The organism is Halorussus vallis (assembly GCF_024138165.1).
Lineage (GTDB): Archaea > Halobacteriota > Halobacteria > Halobacteriales > Haladaptataceae > Halorussus > Halorussus vallis.
Genome location: NZ_CP100002.1, coordinates 25428 through 41781, shown reverse-complemented (window position 1 = coordinate 41781; position 16354 = coordinate 25428). Strand labels below are relative to the sequence as shown.

At 67.2% G+C, this 16354-nt stretch carries 12 protein-coding genes; 8 read left to right on the top strand and 4 right to left on the bottom strand.

Annotation, left to right across the window (positions count from 1 at the left end; all coding sequences use genetic code 11):
- The first annotated feature begins 179 nt into the window (after positions 1-179).
- The 3 genes from gfo6 (at position 180) to NGM07_RS22845 (ending at position 3740) form a co-directional block, all read left to right on the top strand.
- Positions 180-1283 carry a D-xylose 1-dehydrogenase Gfo6 gene (gfo6, locus tag NGM07_RS22855; protein WP_253521483.1) on the top strand — a complete coding sequence of 368 codons (1104 nt, stop codon included), beginning with the start codon at positions 180-182 and terminating at the stop codon, positions 1281-1283.
- 110 nt (positions 1284-1393) lie between these two features.
- Positions 1394-2629: a mandelate racemase/muconate lactonizing enzyme family protein gene (locus tag NGM07_RS22850; protein WP_253521481.1), complete on the top strand. Its 1236-nt coding sequence runs from the start codon at positions 1394-1396 to the stop codon at positions 2627-2629.
- A gap of 226 nt (positions 2630-2855) precedes the next feature.
- Positions 2856-3740, top strand: coding sequence for a fumarylacetoacetate hydrolase family protein (locus NGM07_RS22845; RefSeq protein WP_253521478.1), 885 nt, complete (start codon positions 2856-2858; stop codon positions 3738-3740).
- Between the two features lie 208 nt (positions 3741-3948).
- Here the strand turns inward: NGM07_RS22845 and NGM07_RS22840 are convergent, their stop codons facing one another.
- Positions 3949-6279 carry a glycoside hydrolase family 3 N-terminal domain-containing protein gene (locus NGM07_RS22840; protein WP_253521475.1) on the bottom strand — a complete coding sequence of 777 codons (2331 nt, stop codon included), beginning with the start codon at positions 6277-6279 and terminating at the stop codon, positions 3949-3951.
- A gap of 780 nt (positions 6280-7059) precedes the next feature.
- Here NGM07_RS22840 and rdfA point away from each other — a divergent pair.
- Positions 7060-7689 carry a rod-determining factor RdfA gene (gene rdfA, locus NGM07_RS22835; protein ID WP_253521473.1) on the top strand — a complete coding sequence of 210 codons (630 nt, stop codon included), beginning with the start codon at positions 7060-7062 and terminating at the stop codon, positions 7687-7689.
- Positions 7690-7897: 208 nt separating this feature from the next.
- On the opposite strand, the gene NGM07_RS22830 is transcribed toward rdfA, so the two are convergent.
- Both NGM07_RS22830 and NGM07_RS22825 read right to left on the bottom strand, forming a co-directional pair.
- Positions 7898-8662, bottom strand: a complete 765-nt coding sequence (locus tag NGM07_RS22830) for an IclR family transcriptional regulator (RefSeq protein ID WP_253521471.1) — start codon at positions 8660-8662, stop codon at positions 7898-7900.
- 277 nt (positions 8663-8939) lie between these two features.
- Positions 8940-10364 carry a dihydroorotase gene (locus NGM07_RS22825; RefSeq protein ID WP_253521468.1) on the bottom strand — a complete coding sequence of 475 codons (1425 nt, stop codon included), beginning with the start codon at positions 10362-10364 and terminating at the stop codon, positions 8940-8942.
- A 176-nt stretch (positions 10365-10540) separates the two neighbouring features.
- On the opposite strand from NGM07_RS22825, the gene NGM07_RS22820 reads away from it, so the two are divergent.
- Both NGM07_RS22820 and NGM07_RS22815 read left to right on the top strand, forming a co-directional pair.
- Positions 10541-11695: a thiolase C-terminal domain-containing protein gene (locus NGM07_RS22820; protein WP_382194556.1), complete on the top strand. Its 1155-nt coding sequence runs from the start codon at positions 10541-10543 to the stop codon at positions 11693-11695.
- The gene (locus tag NGM07_RS22815) at positions 11692-12051 is read left to right on the top strand and encodes a Zn-ribbon domain-containing OB-fold protein (RefSeq protein ID WP_253521465.1); all 360 of its coding nucleotides are present in this window, start codon (positions 11692-11694) and stop codon (positions 12049-12051) included. Before NGM07_RS22820 ends, NGM07_RS22815 begins: the two co-directional genes overlap by 4 nt.
- A gap of 6 nt (positions 12052-12057) precedes the next feature.
- Here NGM07_RS22815 and NGM07_RS22810 read toward each other — a convergent pair whose 3' ends face one another.
- Positions 12058-13683 (bottom strand): uracil-xanthine permease family protein, encoded by a 1626-nt coding sequence (locus tag NGM07_RS22810; protein WP_253521463.1) that lies wholly within the window; start codon positions 13681-13683, stop codon positions 12058-12060.
- 163 nt (positions 13684-13846) lie between these two features.
- Between NGM07_RS22810 and NGM07_RS22805 the strand changes: the two genes are divergently transcribed.
- Positions 13847-15754, top strand: coding sequence for a CocE/NonD family hydrolase (locus NGM07_RS22805; protein ID WP_253521449.1), 1908 nt, complete (start codon positions 13847-13849; stop codon positions 15752-15754).
- A 54-nt stretch (positions 15755-15808) separates the two neighbouring features.
- Complete coding sequence (locus NGM07_RS22800; protein WP_253521447.1) at positions 15809-16339, top strand: OsmC family protein; 531 nt, start codon at positions 15809-15811, stop codon at positions 16337-16339.
- Positions 16340-16354: the final 15 nt, after the last annotated feature.

Here is a 16354-nt window from a genome sequence, read left to right as displayed (position 1 = left end):
CGTTATTTCAGAATCGTCCCATACCACTGTTACGGTTCGGCACGGATTCGCCGGGGTCGGGGGCGCGACCGCGCGGGTGCGCGGCCGCGTCCCCCTCAGCGTCGCGCCGGGCGGACTCTCGAACGCGGCCCGCGGGTGGGTCCACTACACTTTTGCCGGTCGGCCCGAACCACGCGAGTATGGCAGTCGACGATTACCTGCGCAGCGTCAGGCGGCGTGACTGGGAGGAACTGGAGTCGGGGACGCTCCGCCTCGCGATGGTCGGCCTCGGCTGGTGGACCCGCGAACAGGCCATCCCCGCGGTCGCCGACTCGAAGTTCTGCGAGACGACCGTCGTCGTCAGCAGTAGCCGCGAGAAGGCCGAGTCGGTCGCCGACGAGGCCGAAACCGACACCATCGCCGCCACCGTCACGTACGACGAGTTCGTCGACGGTGCGGCGACCGACGAGTACGACGCGGTCTACGTCTGCACGCCCAACGCCTACCACCTCCCGTACGTCGAGGCGGCCGCCGACCACGGGAAGGCGGTCCTCTGCGAGAAACCGGTGGAGGCGACCGTCGAGCGGGCCGAGGAACTGGTCGCGGCCGCCGGGGACGCCGACGTGCCGCTCATGGTCGCCTACCGGATGCAGACCGACCCGCAGGTCCGGCGGATGCGCGAACTGCTCCGGGACGGGGCCGTCGGCGACCCGGTCGCGGTCCACGGCCACATGGGCCAGCAGATGCTTGACGTGGTCTCGGAGGACCCCGACCAGTGGCGCCTCGACCCCGACCTCGCCGGCTACGGCGCGACGGTGATGGACCTGGGCATCTACCCGCTCAACACCGCCCGCTTCGTCCTCGACGCCGACCCGACGAGCGCGACCGCCCAGATGCACTCGGAGAACCGGGCGTTCGGCGACGTGCCCGACCAGCACGCCACCTTCACCGTCGAGTTCGACGATGGCACCTACGCCGCCTGCACCGCCAGCCAGCACTCCCACCTGTCGGGTCACTTCCGGGTCGTGGGCACCGACGGCGAACTGATACTCGAACCCGCGTTCCTCGGCCAGACGCCCCAGACGCTCTCGCTCCGCCAACCCGACGGCCGCGAGGTCGTCGTCGACGACGGTCGCCGCGACCTGATGGGCGACGAGATGACCGAGGAGTTCGACTACTTCGCCGACCGCGTCCTTCGCGGGGTCGCGCCGTCTCCCGACGGCGAACACGCCCTCGTCGACATGCGCGCGCTCGCGGCCATCTACGAGGCCGCCGAGCGCGGCGAGCGCGTTTCGGTCGAGTAGGTCGCCGAGTCCGGAACTGGCGACCGCGTCGAAATCGAGTACCGACGCCCCGGCAACCCGTCGGGCAATTCACAACCTTTACTACCGCCCCTGGGAATATCTCGCACGCAATGGTTGACCTTGCGAAGCTCCGCGACCCGAACGCGGAGTATACGATGCGCGACCTCTCGGGCGAGACGATGGGTCTCACGAACTCCCGGGGCGGCGTGCGCGACGCGAAGATCACCGACGTCCAGACCACGATGGTCGACGGCAACTACCCCTGGATTCTCGTGCGGGTCTACACCGACGCGGGCGTCACCGGCATCGGCGAGTCCTACTGGGGCGGCGGCGACGCCGAGATTATCGAGCGGATGAAGCCGTTCGTGGTCGGCGAGAACCCCCTCGACATCGACCGTCTCTACGAGCACATGATCCAGAAGATGAGCGGCGAGGGCTCCATCTCCGGAAAGGTCGTCTCCGCCATCTCGGGCATCGAAATCGCGCTCCACGACGTGGCGGGCAAACTGCTCGACGTACCCGCCTACCAACTCGTCGGCGGGAAGTACCGCGACGAGGTTCGGGTGTACTGCGACCTCCACACCGAGGACGAGGCCGACCCCCAGGCTTGCGCCGAGGAAGGCGTCCGCGTCGTCGAGGAACTCGGCTACGACGCCATCAAGTTCGACCTCGACGTGCCCTCGGGTCACGAGAAGGACCGCGCCAACCGCCACCTCCGCGGCCCCGAGATCGACCACAAGGTCGAGATCGTCGAGGCGGTCACCGAGGCCGTCGGCGACCGCGCCGACGTCGCGTTCGACTGCCACTGGTCATTCTCGGCGGGCAGCGCGAAACGGCTCGCCCGCAAACTCGAGGAGTACGACGTCTGGTGGCTCGAGGACCCCGTCCCGCCGGAGAACCATGACGTCCAGGCCAGCGTCACCCAGTCGACGACGACGCCCATTGCGGTCGGCGAGAACGTCTACCGCAAGCACGGCCAGCGCACCCTGCTGGAGCCCCAGGCGGTCGACATCATCGCGCCCGACCTGCCCCGAGTGGGCGGGATGCGCGAAACCCGGAAGGTCGCAGACATCGCCGACATGTACTACGTGCCGGTGGCGATGCACAACGTCTCCTCGCCGGTCGGCACGATGGCGTCGGCCCAGGTCGCCGCGGCCATCCCGAACTCGCTGGCGGTCGAGTACCACTCCTATCAGTTGGGCTGGTGGGAGGACCTCGTCGAGGAGAGCGGCCTCATCCGGGAGGGCCGGATGGAGATTCCGGAGAAGCCCGGCCTCGGCCTGACGCTGGACTTCGACACCGTCGAGGAGCACATGGTCGAGGGCGAGGAGTTGTTTGACGAATGACTAGCCGAACTCGCGCCACCGGTTTCACCGCCGGCGTCGCTGCCGGCTTCACGGCGTTCACCGAATAACCGAACCGACTCCGAGCACTCACCGCGCGCGACGCGACGTCGACCCGACCGAATCGCGGATTCGCACCGTTCGACCGAGCGACGCGACGGATTTCACCCCGGTCCGTTTCACCCCACTGCGGCGATACTCTTTTAACGGTATCCACACATGACCAACTATGCGCTATTACCGACTCTCCGGTAGCGAGTGCAGTTCCGCCACTGCGTCTCTCGTCGCGGTGAACGAAGACGGAGATGCCTACGACCTGACCGCGGCCACCGCCGACCTCAGTTCGTTCCGGGACCTCTGCCGAGCGGCGAACGCCAACGGCGCGTCCGTCGACGAGGTGGCCCGCAACCGAATCCCGGACGCCGAACCGGTCGACCCCGTGATTCTCGAAACCGACGCCGTCCAACCGGTCGTCGCCGAGGAGGTGTGGGCCGCGGGCGTCACCTACCGCATCAGCGAGGAAGCCCGTAAGTCCGAGAGCGGCAAACCCGAGGTCTACATCGACGTCTACGACAGCGAGCGCCCGGAGCTGTTCCTGAAGGCGACGCCCTCGCGGACTGTCGGCCCGCTCGAATCCATCGGCGTCCGCGGCGACTCGGAGTGGAACGTCCCGGAACCGGAACTCGGCGTGGTGCTCCACCGCGGCGAGGTCGTGGGCTACACCGTCGGCAACGACGTCTCCAGCCGCGACATCGAGGGCGAGAATCCGCTGTACCTCCCGCAGGCGAAGGTGTACGACAAGTGCTGCTCGGTCGGCCCCTGCGTCGCCACGCCCGAAACCGTCGGCGACCCCCACGACCTCACGATGTCGCTGTCCATCGAGCGCGACGGCGAAACCGTCTACGAGGGTTCGACCACGACCGGCGAGATGGCGACCACGTGCGAAGAGCTCGTCTCCTACCTCCGCCGGCACAACAGCCTGCCCGAGACGCTCGTGTTGCTCACCGGCACCGCGCTCGTCCCGCCGGAGACGTTCACGCTCGTCGAGGGCGATGAAGTCACCATCGACATCGACCGCATCGGCCGACTCGTCAACGACACGGTCACCGTCTGAGTCGACCGCCGCGGCCGCCGACCGAGCCCACTCGCGCTAACGCGCTACCGACGTATCGTCCGAAAGCAACTGTCCTGTCACTGCTCGCGTCCCGCGGCGCGTTCGAACGCGCCGCGGGACGCTTCGACATAAAATTCCGAACAGCGCCGCGTCCAGCCAGCAAGCAGAGTAGGAGACGGAGAAGAAAGTCCGAGAACGCCGCGACGGGCTACTCGGCGTCCTCGACCCGCGTCTCGGTGAAGTAGGTCCGACCGGTCGCGGGCACCTCCTTGGTCGCGGTCACCTCGAACGAGGCCGCGTCGACGGTGTCGCTCGCCGAGTGGCCGACGCGGAACTCGTAGGGGCCTTCCTCGACGGCGAGGTTCATGTCGCGGTCGTGGAACGCGAGTTGGGAGGCGTCGACCTCGAAGCGCACGCGCTTGGCCTCGCCCGCGTCGAGGTGGACCCGCTCGAAGCCGACGAGTTCCTGGACCGGCCGGGCCTGGCTGGGGTTCTCGGCGCTGGCGTACAACTGGACGACGTCGTGGCCCGCCCTGTCGCCGGCGTTTCGGACCGTCACCTCCGCCGCGATACGCCCGGCGGGTTCGAGCGCGTCGGTCGACAGCGAGAGGTCGCCGTACTCGAAGTCGGTGTAGCTCAGGCCGTGGCCGAACGGGTACAGCGGCGCGCTCTCGGAGTAGACGTACTCCTCGTTGGCGGTGTTGGGCTTGCGGCTGTAGTGGACCGGAAGCTGGCCGACCGACCGCGGGACGGAAACCGCGAGGTGGCCGCCGGGGTTGTGCTCGCCGAACAGCACGCTGGCGACGCCCTCGCCGCCGCGCTCGCCGGGGAGCCACGCCTGGACGACTGCGGGGACGTTCCCGGCGATCCACTCGATGGAGTGGGGCTTGCCGCTAACCACGACGACGACCAGCGGCGTCCCCGTCTCGTGGACGGTTTCGACGAGTTCCTGCTGGACGCCGGGCAGGTCGAGGTCGACCACGTCGCAGCCCTCGCCACTGGTGGCGACGCTCGGATTGTCGACCTGGGCCTCGTCGAAGTCCGAGAAGTCGACCGCCGAGCGCGCGCCGACGAACGCGACCGCGACGTCGGCCTCGGCCGCCGCCTCGGCGGCCGCGTCGAACTCGTCGGTCGAGGGACTAGTCGTCGTACACCCTCGCTCGTAGCGCACCTCGAAACCGGCCGACTCGCCGCGGGACTCGACCGCGTCGAGCGGCGTCGTCGCGTCGAGTTCGACCTCCTCCTCGGGGTAGTGGGCGGCGTAGGCGTAGTCGCCCAGCATCTCCTGGGCGTCGTCGGCCTTCGGCCCGACGACCGCGACCGAGTCGAGGTCGTCGCCGGCCAGCGGCAGAAGGTCGCCGTCGTTCTTCAGCAGGGTCATCGACTCGCGGGCGGCGCGCGTGGTGAGTTCTTCGGCCTCGTCGGTTCCGAACGGTTCGGCGGCCGCGTCGGCGTCGACGTACGGGTCGTCGAGTAGTCCCTTCCGGGCCTTCGCGCGGAGCACCCGGCGAACCGCCGCGTCGAGGGTTTCCTCGGCGAGTTCGCCGTTCTCCACGGCGTCGACCAGTTGGTCGCCGTAGCAGTCGGTGTAGGGGAGTTCGACGTCGATGCCGGCCTCGACCGCCATCACGCCGGCCTCCCGATCGGAGGCCGCGACGCCGTGTTCACTCCGCAGGAATTCGACGCTGTAGTAGTCCGAAACCACCGTCCCGTCGAAGCCCCACTCGCCCCGGAGCACGTCGGTCAACAGCCACCGGTCGCTGGCGCACGGCACGCCGTCGATGTCGTGGTAGGCGTTCATCACCGCCTCGGCGTCGGCGGTCCGGACCGCCGCCTCGAACGGGAACAGGTGGGTTTCACGGAGTTCCCGCCGGCCGACGTTGACCGAACTTCGGTTCTTGCCCCCCTCGCCCGCGCCGTGGCCGGCGAAGTGCTTGAGCGTCGCCGCGATGCCGTCGCCGTCGCCCTGGAGGCCGTCGACGTAACTGCAGGCCAGCGCCGCGACCAGGTAGGGGTCCTCGCCGAACGTCTCCTCGACCCGGCCCCACCGGAGGTCGCGGGCCACGTCGAGCACCGGCGAGAGCGCGTGGGCCGTGCCGATGGCCTCCAACTGCTCGCGGATGGTCGACGTGACTTCCTCGACCAGGTCGGGCGACCACGTGCTCGCGAGCCCCATCGTCTGGGGGAACGTGGTGCCCTGCGGTCCCATGTAGCCGCTCAGGCACTCCTCGTGGGGCACGGCGGGGACGCCGAGTCGCGTCTCCTCGGCCAACAGTTCCTGCAGTTCGTTGGTCCGCTCGGCGGCGTCGCGCGGGGCGAGGCTTCCCTCGCCGCCGATTCGGGTCAGGTGACCGATGCCGTCGGCGAGGTGTTCCTCGGCCGCCGCCCGGTCGAGGTTTCCGTCGTCGTCGAGCAACTTCTCGGCGTTGACCGAGCCGAGTTGCGCCGCCTTCTCCTCCAGGGTCATCCGTTCGAGGAGGTCGTCGACGCGCCGTTCGACGGAGGGTCGGTGGACTCCGTCCGCTGAATCTGTTCGCATCACACGTACCGTCGTAATCCCGTCTCTTAATTGATTCGGACCGTGGTACCGAATCGCTCGCCGATTTCTCCCCGCCGAGGAGTTCGTTCGCCGGATTACAGTTCACCATATCAGAACGCGGTCCGACGGCGCGCCGTCGGACGACGCGCGAATCGTCCGATTCGGCTGGCCGTAGATGGACCGTGTTCCAGGTTCTCACGCTACCTAGTTATTCTCGTCCTTTCCTCGGGGTCAAAATCCGTTCTCTATCGTAGAACATCGTCCACCTGTCGAGCGGTTTTACGCTCGACGACCGGTCGAACGTGCCTCGCCGCAGAGCGGCGGATTCGGTGCCGAGTGTCGTCAGAGTTACATCTTGTTCACCGGGCATTAGCCGGTAGACTGCCACTGCGCTCGTTCTGTGACTTCGGGAGAACGACGGCATCGGTACGGTCCGACATCGGTCACCGCCGGCGAACTTCGGACGAGCACGTCCAGCCTCGTTTTGAATAATAGAACACCTTACTTGGTCCGCGACGGACACCGACGTACCGGCGATTCACGTAGTGAAGACGACCGCGACCGGAGATTACACCACCGTTCGTATCGGAGGGGAGTTACAGAAATAGCGTTGTAACGATTAGTCGAGGCCAGTGATTCGTCCCGTCGACAGTAGCCGCGTCCTCTGAGGAGCAAGTGGACAGCGAGAAACGGGACTCATCGGCGGTCGCCCGGCGCAGTTTCGTCCCGACGCGCGAGCGAACGCTTTTTTACCGGTCAGATTCACATATCTACGCAAAGATGTCTGACGACGCGTCCGAGCGGTCGAGCGGGAGACGGAGCAAAGTAGCCCGCGTGATAGACGAATACGGGCTCGAAGGGATGGACGACGAACTCGCAGCGCTGTGGACCGGCGACGGAGCGGAGCGACGGAGCCTCCGCGAACTCGCGGTATACTTCAACGAGAACGTGCTCGAGACGGCGATGCGAGACGCGGGGATGAATCCGCTGGACGGCGAAGTCGAGAACACCTATCGACTGCTCACCGACGACGAGGTGAGCAGCGGGGTTCGAACCCAGACGCGCAAGCAACTCGAACGCGAGGATATCGATGTCGACCGACTGAAGCGCGATTTCGTCTCCCACCAAGCGATACACACGTATCTGACGAAGCACCGGGACACCCGCCCACCGTCGAACGAGCAGTCGGACGAGTCGCGCCGCGAGTCGGCCCGCGACACGGTGCAACGCCTCCAGAGTCGGACGGTCGCCGTGACCGAGAACACGCTCGACCGCCTCGCCGCGACCGATACCCTCGACCTCGGCGACTACGACGTACTCGTCGAAACGCAGGTCCTGTGTCGGGAGTGCGGGACCGTCTCGACGGTCGGCGAACTGCTCGAGGCCGGCGGTTGCGACTGTCGAACGTGATGCGGAGGTCGGCGTTACGCTACTAGCCTTGTAACAGATAGAATTGCGCAGTCGGGTCGCGCCCACGACCGAGTTTCGCGCTGAAACGCGACGTGCATGCACGTCGCGCTTCGGCACAGAAGGATGACCGTGGCCTGTTGCCGGAATCGAAGTAACCCCCGACGGAACGTCGAGCCACGAACGCACGTTCACCTCTGTGGAACGCCGCCTACGAGTAGGTGATGTTGAGTTCGATGACGTTGGCGGCGCTGAGAACCTGGTCCGGAATCTCCTCCTCGAAGCGACCGTCCTGTATTCGGCTCGTCGGCCCCGCGACGCTGATTGCGCCGATGACCGAGTCCTCGTTGCTCCTGATCGGCGACGCGACGCACCGGAGCCCCTGGACGCGCTCCTCGTCGTCGTACGCAACCCGGGTTTCGCGGATTTCGTCGAGTTCGTCGAGCAGCGCCTCGCGGTCGGTGATGGTGTTCTCCGTAACCGGGGGAAGGCCGTGGTCGTCGATGATCTCCTCGACCCGGTGCTCGGGCAGGTACGCGAGTATCGCCTTGCCGAGCGCCGTGCTGTGAAGGTGGATGCGCTGACCGGGGTAGCTGTCGATGTGGACCGCCTGGTCGCTCTTCGCCCGGTGGATGAACACGCCCCACCCGTGCTCCTCAACCATGACGGCCGACAGTTCGTTCGTCTCCGTCGCGAGCTTATCGGCTTCCGGCCTGGCGGTATCGTATATCTTCCGCCGGAACCGGGCCTGCTCGCCGATGCCCAGGAACCGGATGCCGTTCTGGTAGGTGTCGCCCTCGCGCACGATGTACTCCATCTCTTCGAGCGACCGGAGGTGGTTGTGGACGGTGCTCTTCGGGAGGTCGAGGTGACGCGCCAGTTCGGAGACGCCCGCGCCGCGGAGTTCCTTCAGCCCCTCGATGATTCTGAAGGAGGTTTCGAGCGCCTGCAGCGGTTCGCCGTCGTTTCGTGCCATCGTCTGTCATCGTTCAGATGGCGTCCGGCCTACTAAAACCTTCGTTCGGCACGGTCGAACGGGCTTCCGACACCGCCGGTTCGCGGCAATTTTTGAATTCGGACGTTAGGTGGTCGTACACGGTTTGGTTCGCCGCATCGTCGGTCGAAACCGCGTCCGTGTGCGTTCATCTCTCCCGAACGACCGTGGTCGTCGGTGACACACATTTCGGGCGTTGGTAACGACTGACAATCGAAGGTTCCGGGAGTACGGACGAATCGCGAAAACGAGTGCGCGTTTAGTTGCTCGGGACGCCGGCGTTGTACCGCGGGAGGTACTCGCGGCCGCCCTTCTCGACCAGGAGTTCGCCGTCCTCGACCACGACCTCGCCGCCGACGATGGTGTGGGTCGGCAGACCGGTGAGTTCGTCGCCGTGGAACGTCGAGTAGCGCGGTTCCATCGTGTGGTAGAAGTCGTCGTCGACCACCGCCGACTTCTCGAGGTCGACGATGACCATGTCGGCGTCCGACCCCTCAGCCAGCGCGCCCTTCCGGGGGTAGAGCCCCCAGCGCTTGGCGTTGTTCTCGGCGGCGACCTCGACGAGGCGCTCCATCGAGATGCGGTTCTTGTTGACGCCCTCGCTCATCATCACCGGCAGGAAGTACTCGATGCCGTTGCTGTCGCCCGGGATGGCCTCCCAGATGTCGCCGTACTTGCCCTCGCCCTTCTCCTTGAACTCGATCTTGTGCGGGCAGTGGTCGGTGCCGAGGTAGTCGACCACGCCGGTTCGCAGGCCCTCCCAGAGGCGCTTCTGGCTCTCCTCGCCCCGAAGCGGCGGCGAGATTTTACCCCACACGCCCAGGTCCTCGTCCTTCGTGTGCGCGAGGAACGCGGGCAGGGTTTCGGCGTGGAGGTTGACGCCCTGCTCCTGGAAGCGCTCGCAGACGTCGACGCCCTCGCCCGTGGACATGTGGACGATGTACGCCCGTGAGTCGGTGTACTCGGTCAGCCGACCGATCTGTTCGATCTGCATCGCCTCGGCGACGTTCGGCGACGCTTCGGACCACGCTTCGAGGTCGTTGCGCCCCTCGGCCTGTAGTTCCTTGCGGCGCTCGATGGCGAGGTCCTCGTTCTCGGCGTGGAACATCACCACGCCGTTGGGGATGTCGGACACCTTGTCGAGGACCTTGTAGGTCCGGCCGGCGTCGGAGTGGTCGATGCCGAGTTCGGGCGAGGCGTGCTTGTACCAGTTGAAGAACACCTTGAACGACCGGATTCCCTTCTCGGCGAGGCCCTCTATCTCCTCGACGTGGTGGTCCTGGTGGACGATGGCGTGGTACGCGAAGTCGATGTAGGAGTTCTCCGCGCCGACCTTCCGGAAGAAGTCCATGTCCGGCAGGTAGGGGTCCGGTTGGAGCAGGAAGTTCACGACGGAGGTAACGCCGCCGTGGACCGCCCCGCGAGTCTCGGTTTCGAAGTCGTGGGCCAGCCCTTCGTGGTACTCGTACTCGTAGCGCGACAGCCCCCAGTGGACGTGCGGGTCGATGAAGCCCGGAATCAGGTAGTTGCCCTCGGCGTCGATGGTTTCGTCGGCCTCAGGGAGGTTCCGGTCGCTGCCGACCGCGACGATTTCGCCGTCGGTCGCCGCGACACCGCCGTCGATGGTCCCGCTCGGGGTGACGACCCGAGCGTTGATTACACGCAGGTCTGCGATTTCAGACATACCACTAACCGATATCGGCGGTGGCCTCTTAGAAGTATTCATTATTGATTGACACGTTGCGGGTCGTCGGGCGCGGGCACGAACTTAGAAGAGGGTGGACGAGCAAGCCACTCTCGCATGCAAAGACAGGCGAACCCCAGCCGAGAGTGTCGCCGACGAAGTCGGGGTGGCCGACCGTGAGCGGCGCGGTCGTCGCGGGCGCCGGGATGACCCGATTTCGAAGCGCGGCCGACGAGTCGGTCGGCGAACTGTTGGAGACCGCGGCCGAGCGGGCGCTCGACGATGCGGGCGTTTCGCCCGCGGCGCTGACCTCGCTCCACGTCGGCAACGCCGGCGCCGAGGCGTTCAACCGCCGGTCGGGCCTTCAGAACGCGCTGGCAGCGAGTCTCGGCGCAGAGGCTGCCGCCGCCGACCGAATCGAGAACACCAGCGCGAGCGGCGCGAGCGCCTTCCGCAGGGCGGTCCAGGCGGTCGAGAGCGGGGTGTCGGAGCTCGCGCTGGTCGTCGGCGCCGAGAAGATGTCGGCCGCCTCGACCGCGGCCGCGACCGACGTCATCAGCCGAATCGTCCACGAGGCCGAGTACGCGCAGGGCGTGACCCTCCCGTCCTACGGCGGCCTGGCGGCCGACGCCTACCTCCGGCGGTATGACGCCGACCGGGCGGCGCTGGCGCAGGTGGCGGTGAAGAACCACGCGAACGCGACCGAGAATCCGTACGCGCAGTTCCGGCGCGAGATTACGGTCGAGGACGTCCTCGACTCGCCGAAGGTCGCCGAACCGCTCCGCCTCTACGACTGCTGTCCGACCAGCGACGGCGCGGCCGCCGTCCTGCTGGCCGCCGAGGAGTCTCATCCCGGGTCGGACGCGGGCATCCGGGTCGCCGGCTGCGAGAGCGCGGTCGGCACCCACGCCGTCGGCGAGCGCTCGGACCCGCTCGAAATTGCGGCGGTCCGGCGGGCCGGCGAGGGGGCGCTGGCCGCGGCCGGCCAGACGCCGGACGACGTCGACGTCGCCTGCATCCACGACGCGTTCAGCATCCTCGAACTCCTCGAACTCGAGGAGTTGGGGTTCTACGACGCGGGCGAGGCCTGGCGGGCGACGCTCGACGGCGAGACGGCGCTCGACGGCCCGCTCCCGGTCAACCCGGGCGGCGGGCTGAAGGCGCGGGGTCATCCGCTCGGGGCGACCGGCGTCTCGCAGGTGGTCGAACTGGTCTGGCAACTCCGGGGCGAGGCGTCGGGCCGACAGGTCGCCGACGCCGAGGTCGGACTGGCGCTCAACGTCGCCGGCTTCGGGAACAACGGCGTCTGCAGCGTCCTGGAGGCACGATGACCGACGCGGACGCATCACTGGCTCGTGCGTACGCGTGCACGGAATGTTCCGAGCGGTGGTACCCCGACCGGCGTCGCTGTCCGTCGTGCGGGTCGGCGGACTTCGAACCCTACCGACTCGGCGTCGGCGAACTGGTCGCGGTGACGACCGCGCACGTCACCCCGCCGGACGTGAGAGAACCGAACCGCCTCGGACTAGCGCGCTTCGACGACGGCGTCTCGCTCGTCGCGCAACTCGACGACCGGGCGCTGGCCGTCGGCGATTCCGTCCGACTGGCGGGCGAACACGTCCTCCGCGACCGGGACGGGGACGACGAAAAAGCGACCGGACCGCGCCTCGAACCGACCGACCGGTAGAGTTCCTCAGTCCGACCGGGACTTCGAGGCCGACGCGTCGCTCGAACCGAACCGGTCGAAGAATGCGTCGAAGTCGGACTCGTCCTCAGACATCGCCTCGAGTTCGGTGATGCCGCGCTCTTCGGGCGTGCCGTCGATGGTGTTGTCGAGGAAGAACGCGATGATGCCGCCGACCGCCATCCCGGTCCCGCCGATGACGAACAGCGTCGTAGAGACGACCTCGGTTCCGAGGAGGGAACCGAGGACGGGCACCTGGGCCATGCCCTGCTGGAAGCCCGCCGCGCCGTTCTGGACGTTGCCCATGTAGCCGGGGATGGCGAGGCCGGCGAACAGCGCGAAGCCCACGATGAACACGTTCCGGTTGCTGTTGAGGTCCACGAACTGTAGTTGTGAGAGGCCGACCGCCGCGATTTGGCCGAACATCGCGATGTAGAGTCCGCCGATGATGGGGTCGGGGATGGTCGCGAACAGTTGGCCGACGTAGCCGATGTACCCCGCGACCAGCATCACTATCGCGCCAATCTGGACGACGTAGCGGCTGGCGACGCCGGTGATGCCGATAGCGCCGACGTTCTCGGTGTAGGACGTCGAGCCGTTACCCGTGCCCATCACGCCGGCGAGCACGTTCCCCACGCCCTCCATGCCGATGCCGTGGTCGATGCGCTTCTTGCTCGGCGCGCCCCGACCGGCCATCCGCGCGACGGCGTGGTAGTCGCCGAAGCTCTCGATGGCCGACGCCAACATCCCCGCCACCATCCCGATGACGAACGCGGGCGTGAACCGGGGCAGCCCCCACTGGAAGGGGTAGATGGGCTGGATGAGCGACGCGCTGGCGACCGACGAGAGGTCGACGTAGCTGACCGAACCCTGGGTGTAGACGCCGGCGACCGACAGGACGGCCGCGACGATCCACGCGGTGCTGATGCCGAGCAACACCGGGTAGAGCCGGAACGTCCGGTGGTAGGTGTCGAGGTACTGGGAGAACCCGACGATGAGCACGAGCGTCAGCCCGACCAGCCACCAGTTCTGGCCGGTCCCCGGGGCCGAGAGGTTCGGGTTCGCGATCTGGGGTGCGCTGAACAGCGCCAGGCCGATGAGCGCGATGGTCGGCGCGATGACGATGGGACTCACGTACCGTTTGAGCGCGCCCATCCCGCCGAAGTAGCCGATGAGCACCTCCACTATGCCGGCCACGATGACCGCACCCATCAGTTCGCGCAGCATGAACTGCCAGCCGACCCCCGACTGGGTGGAGAGCACGCCGATGATGGCGAGCGCGGGCGCCAACATCGAGAAGGTGCCGCCCTGCACGATGGGGTAGCGGTTCCCGATGGTCGTCTGAGCCAGCGTCGTGATGCCCGAGACGACGAAGAACGTCCCGATGAGCCGCCCGACCTGCTGGGGCGCGGCCTCGAACATTCCGAGCGCCGCCGCGAGCGCGAGCGGGATGGCGACCGTCGCGCCGATCATCGTCAGATAGTGCTGGAACCCCAGCAGGATGGACTCGCCGAGTGGCGGCTGGTCGTCGATGCCGTACTCGACGAAGTCCGACCGTTCGACGCCGCTCGCCGGGCCTTCCGGGCTGATCGTCTCTTCCACTTCCTCGAAATCGTCGGTGTTGTCGTCAGTCATCGTTCACCTTCGCGTCCGCAGTACCGCGTAGTTGGCACGCACACACCCAACCATTGAGAATAATCACATTAAATTTGCCGGTCCGTGTTGCCACCCCGCACGGGAGGTGGGGTCGGGCAGCGTCCGGAGAAAAATATTTGGCGCTCGTCCGGAAGGTAAGAGTATGGCTTCCGACCCGCGGTACGGCGTCCACGCCGAACTGAACGTGATGGTGGAGATGCGGGACGGGACGAAACTCGCGACCGACGTCTATCGTCCCGCCGACCCCGACACCGGAGAACCGGTCGACGACCCCAAGCCAGCGCTGTTGGACCGGACGCCGTACAACAAGCGCGGCCGGATGGAGCGCCACGGCGAGTGGTTCGCCGAGCGCGGCTACGTCGTCGCCATCCAGGACTGTAGAGGGCGCTTCGAGAGCGAGGGCGACTACTACATCTTCGTCAACGAGGCCGAGGACGGCTACGACACCGTCGAATGGCTCGCGGAGCGGGTGTACTGCGACGGCCAGGTCGGCACCATCGGGACCTCCTACGGCGCGTGGGTCCAGTCGGCGCTCGCGACCCAGGACCCGCCGCACCTCGAAGCGATGTTCGTCAACCAGGGCGCCGCCAACGGCCGGAAGGCCACCTTCCGGCACAACGGCGCGTTCGAACTGCGGTGGCTCGCCTGGGCGTTCACCCTCGGCGGCGGGTTCGCGAAGCGCGCGCTGGACAACCCCGAGATTCAGCAGCGACTCGCCAACGTCGACGTGCGCGAAGTGCTGGCCGACGGCCCGCTCAAGCGCGGCCAGTCGCCGCTGCGTCACATTCCGAACTACGAGGAGTGGGCGTTCGACATCATGGAGCGCGGCGAGGCCGACGACGACCTCTGGCAGTCGCCGGGCGTCAACTTCGAGCGGTACTACGACGAGAGCGCCGACGTTCCCACGGTGTACGCCGGGGCGTGGTACGACTCGTACACCAAGGCCACCTGCGACAACTTCGAGGCGCTGGCCGACCGGAAGGAGAGCGACCACTTCCTGCTGATGGGGCCGTGGACCCACGGCTGGAACACCTACCCGCTCCCCTCGTGGAACAAGTCCTACTCCGGCGAACTCGAGTTCGGCGAGCAGGCCCTGCGAGACTACCAGGAGACGCGCCTGCGCTTCTTCGACCACTACCTCAAGGGCGAGGACACCTGGAGCGACCAGCCGACGGTCCAGTACTTCCGGATGGGCACCGGCGGCGAGGGTCGAGAAGCCGGCGGCCGGAGTCGCGGCGGCCGCCTCTTCCACGGCGGCGAGTGGGCCGAAGGCGACGACTGGCCCCTGCCGGGAACGGAGTTCACGACGTTCTACGCCCACGGCGACGGGACGCTCTCGACCGAGAAACCCGACGCGGACGACTCGTCGACCACCTACGAGTTCGACCCGAAGGACCCGGTCCCCACCCTCGGGGGCAACTGCTCGTCGTACATCACCTACGAACCCCGCGAGGAGCCGATTCTGGAGTACCCGCTCGGCGAGCGCAAACTGCTCGACATGACGGGCAGGGGCGGCTACGACCAGCGCACGCGCGAGGACACCTACTTCGCGGAGGCGCCCTACCGCCCGCTCGAAGAACGCGACGACGTGCTGGTGTTCCGCACCCCGCCGCTGAAGGAGGCGGTCGAGATAGCCGGGCCGATTCGCGTCAGCGTCTTCGGGTCGACCGACGCGAAGGACACCGACTTCACCGCGAAACTCATCGACGAGTACCCGCCGAGCGCCGACTTCGAGGACGGCTTCGCGCTCAACCTCTGCGACTCCATCTGCCGGGCGCGCTACCGGGGTTACCGCGAAACGGCCGACTTCGTCGAACCCGGAGAGGTCTACGAGTTCGAGATGGAGCCCTACCCCACCGCGAACGTGTTCAAGCCCGGCCACCGCATCCGACTAGACGTCTCGTCGTCGAACTTCCCGCGCTTCGACGTCAACCACAACACCGGCGGCCCGCTCTACGGTGACCGCGAGTACGAGGTCGCGACCAACACCGTCTACCACGAGGCGGCCCACCCGACCCACATCGAACTCCCCCTCCGGCCGCGGGAGTAGGCAACCCTCTCCCCGAGCGCCACCTCTATTGCACCGAGGGTGCCACCACCTGGCATGGTCGTCGACTGGAGTTTACAGGACGCCGTCTGGGACGAGATCGAGACGCTTCGGGACGCGAACCGCGTCCCCGTCGGGGAGAACGAAGTGACCGCGACCCTCCAAGAGAACTTCCACGGGCGCGCGGAGGCCCGCGCGTTCGACTTCGAGAGCGACGAACCCGCGACGATGGCAGGCGGCGAGAACCGCGGTCCCCGGCCGCTGGAGTACTTCCTCGCGGGCTTCGCGTTCTGCCAGCAGGTCATCTACGCGAAGAACGCCCTGGCGACCGGCATCGAGATCGACGACCTCTCCATCGACGTCTCCGGCGACGTCGACCCGCGGGGCGTACTCGGCGTCGACGGGGCGAGTCCGGGGTTCGTCGACGACGAGATTCGGTACACCACGCGCATCGAGAGCCCCGCCCACCCCGACGAGGTGCGCGAACTCGTCGACCTCGCCGAGCGTCACTGCCCCGCCCACGCCGCACTCCGCGAGCCGATGTCCTTCGACCGCGACATCGTCCTCAATGGCGAACGACTCGACTAGCGGTGCTGCTCGGAG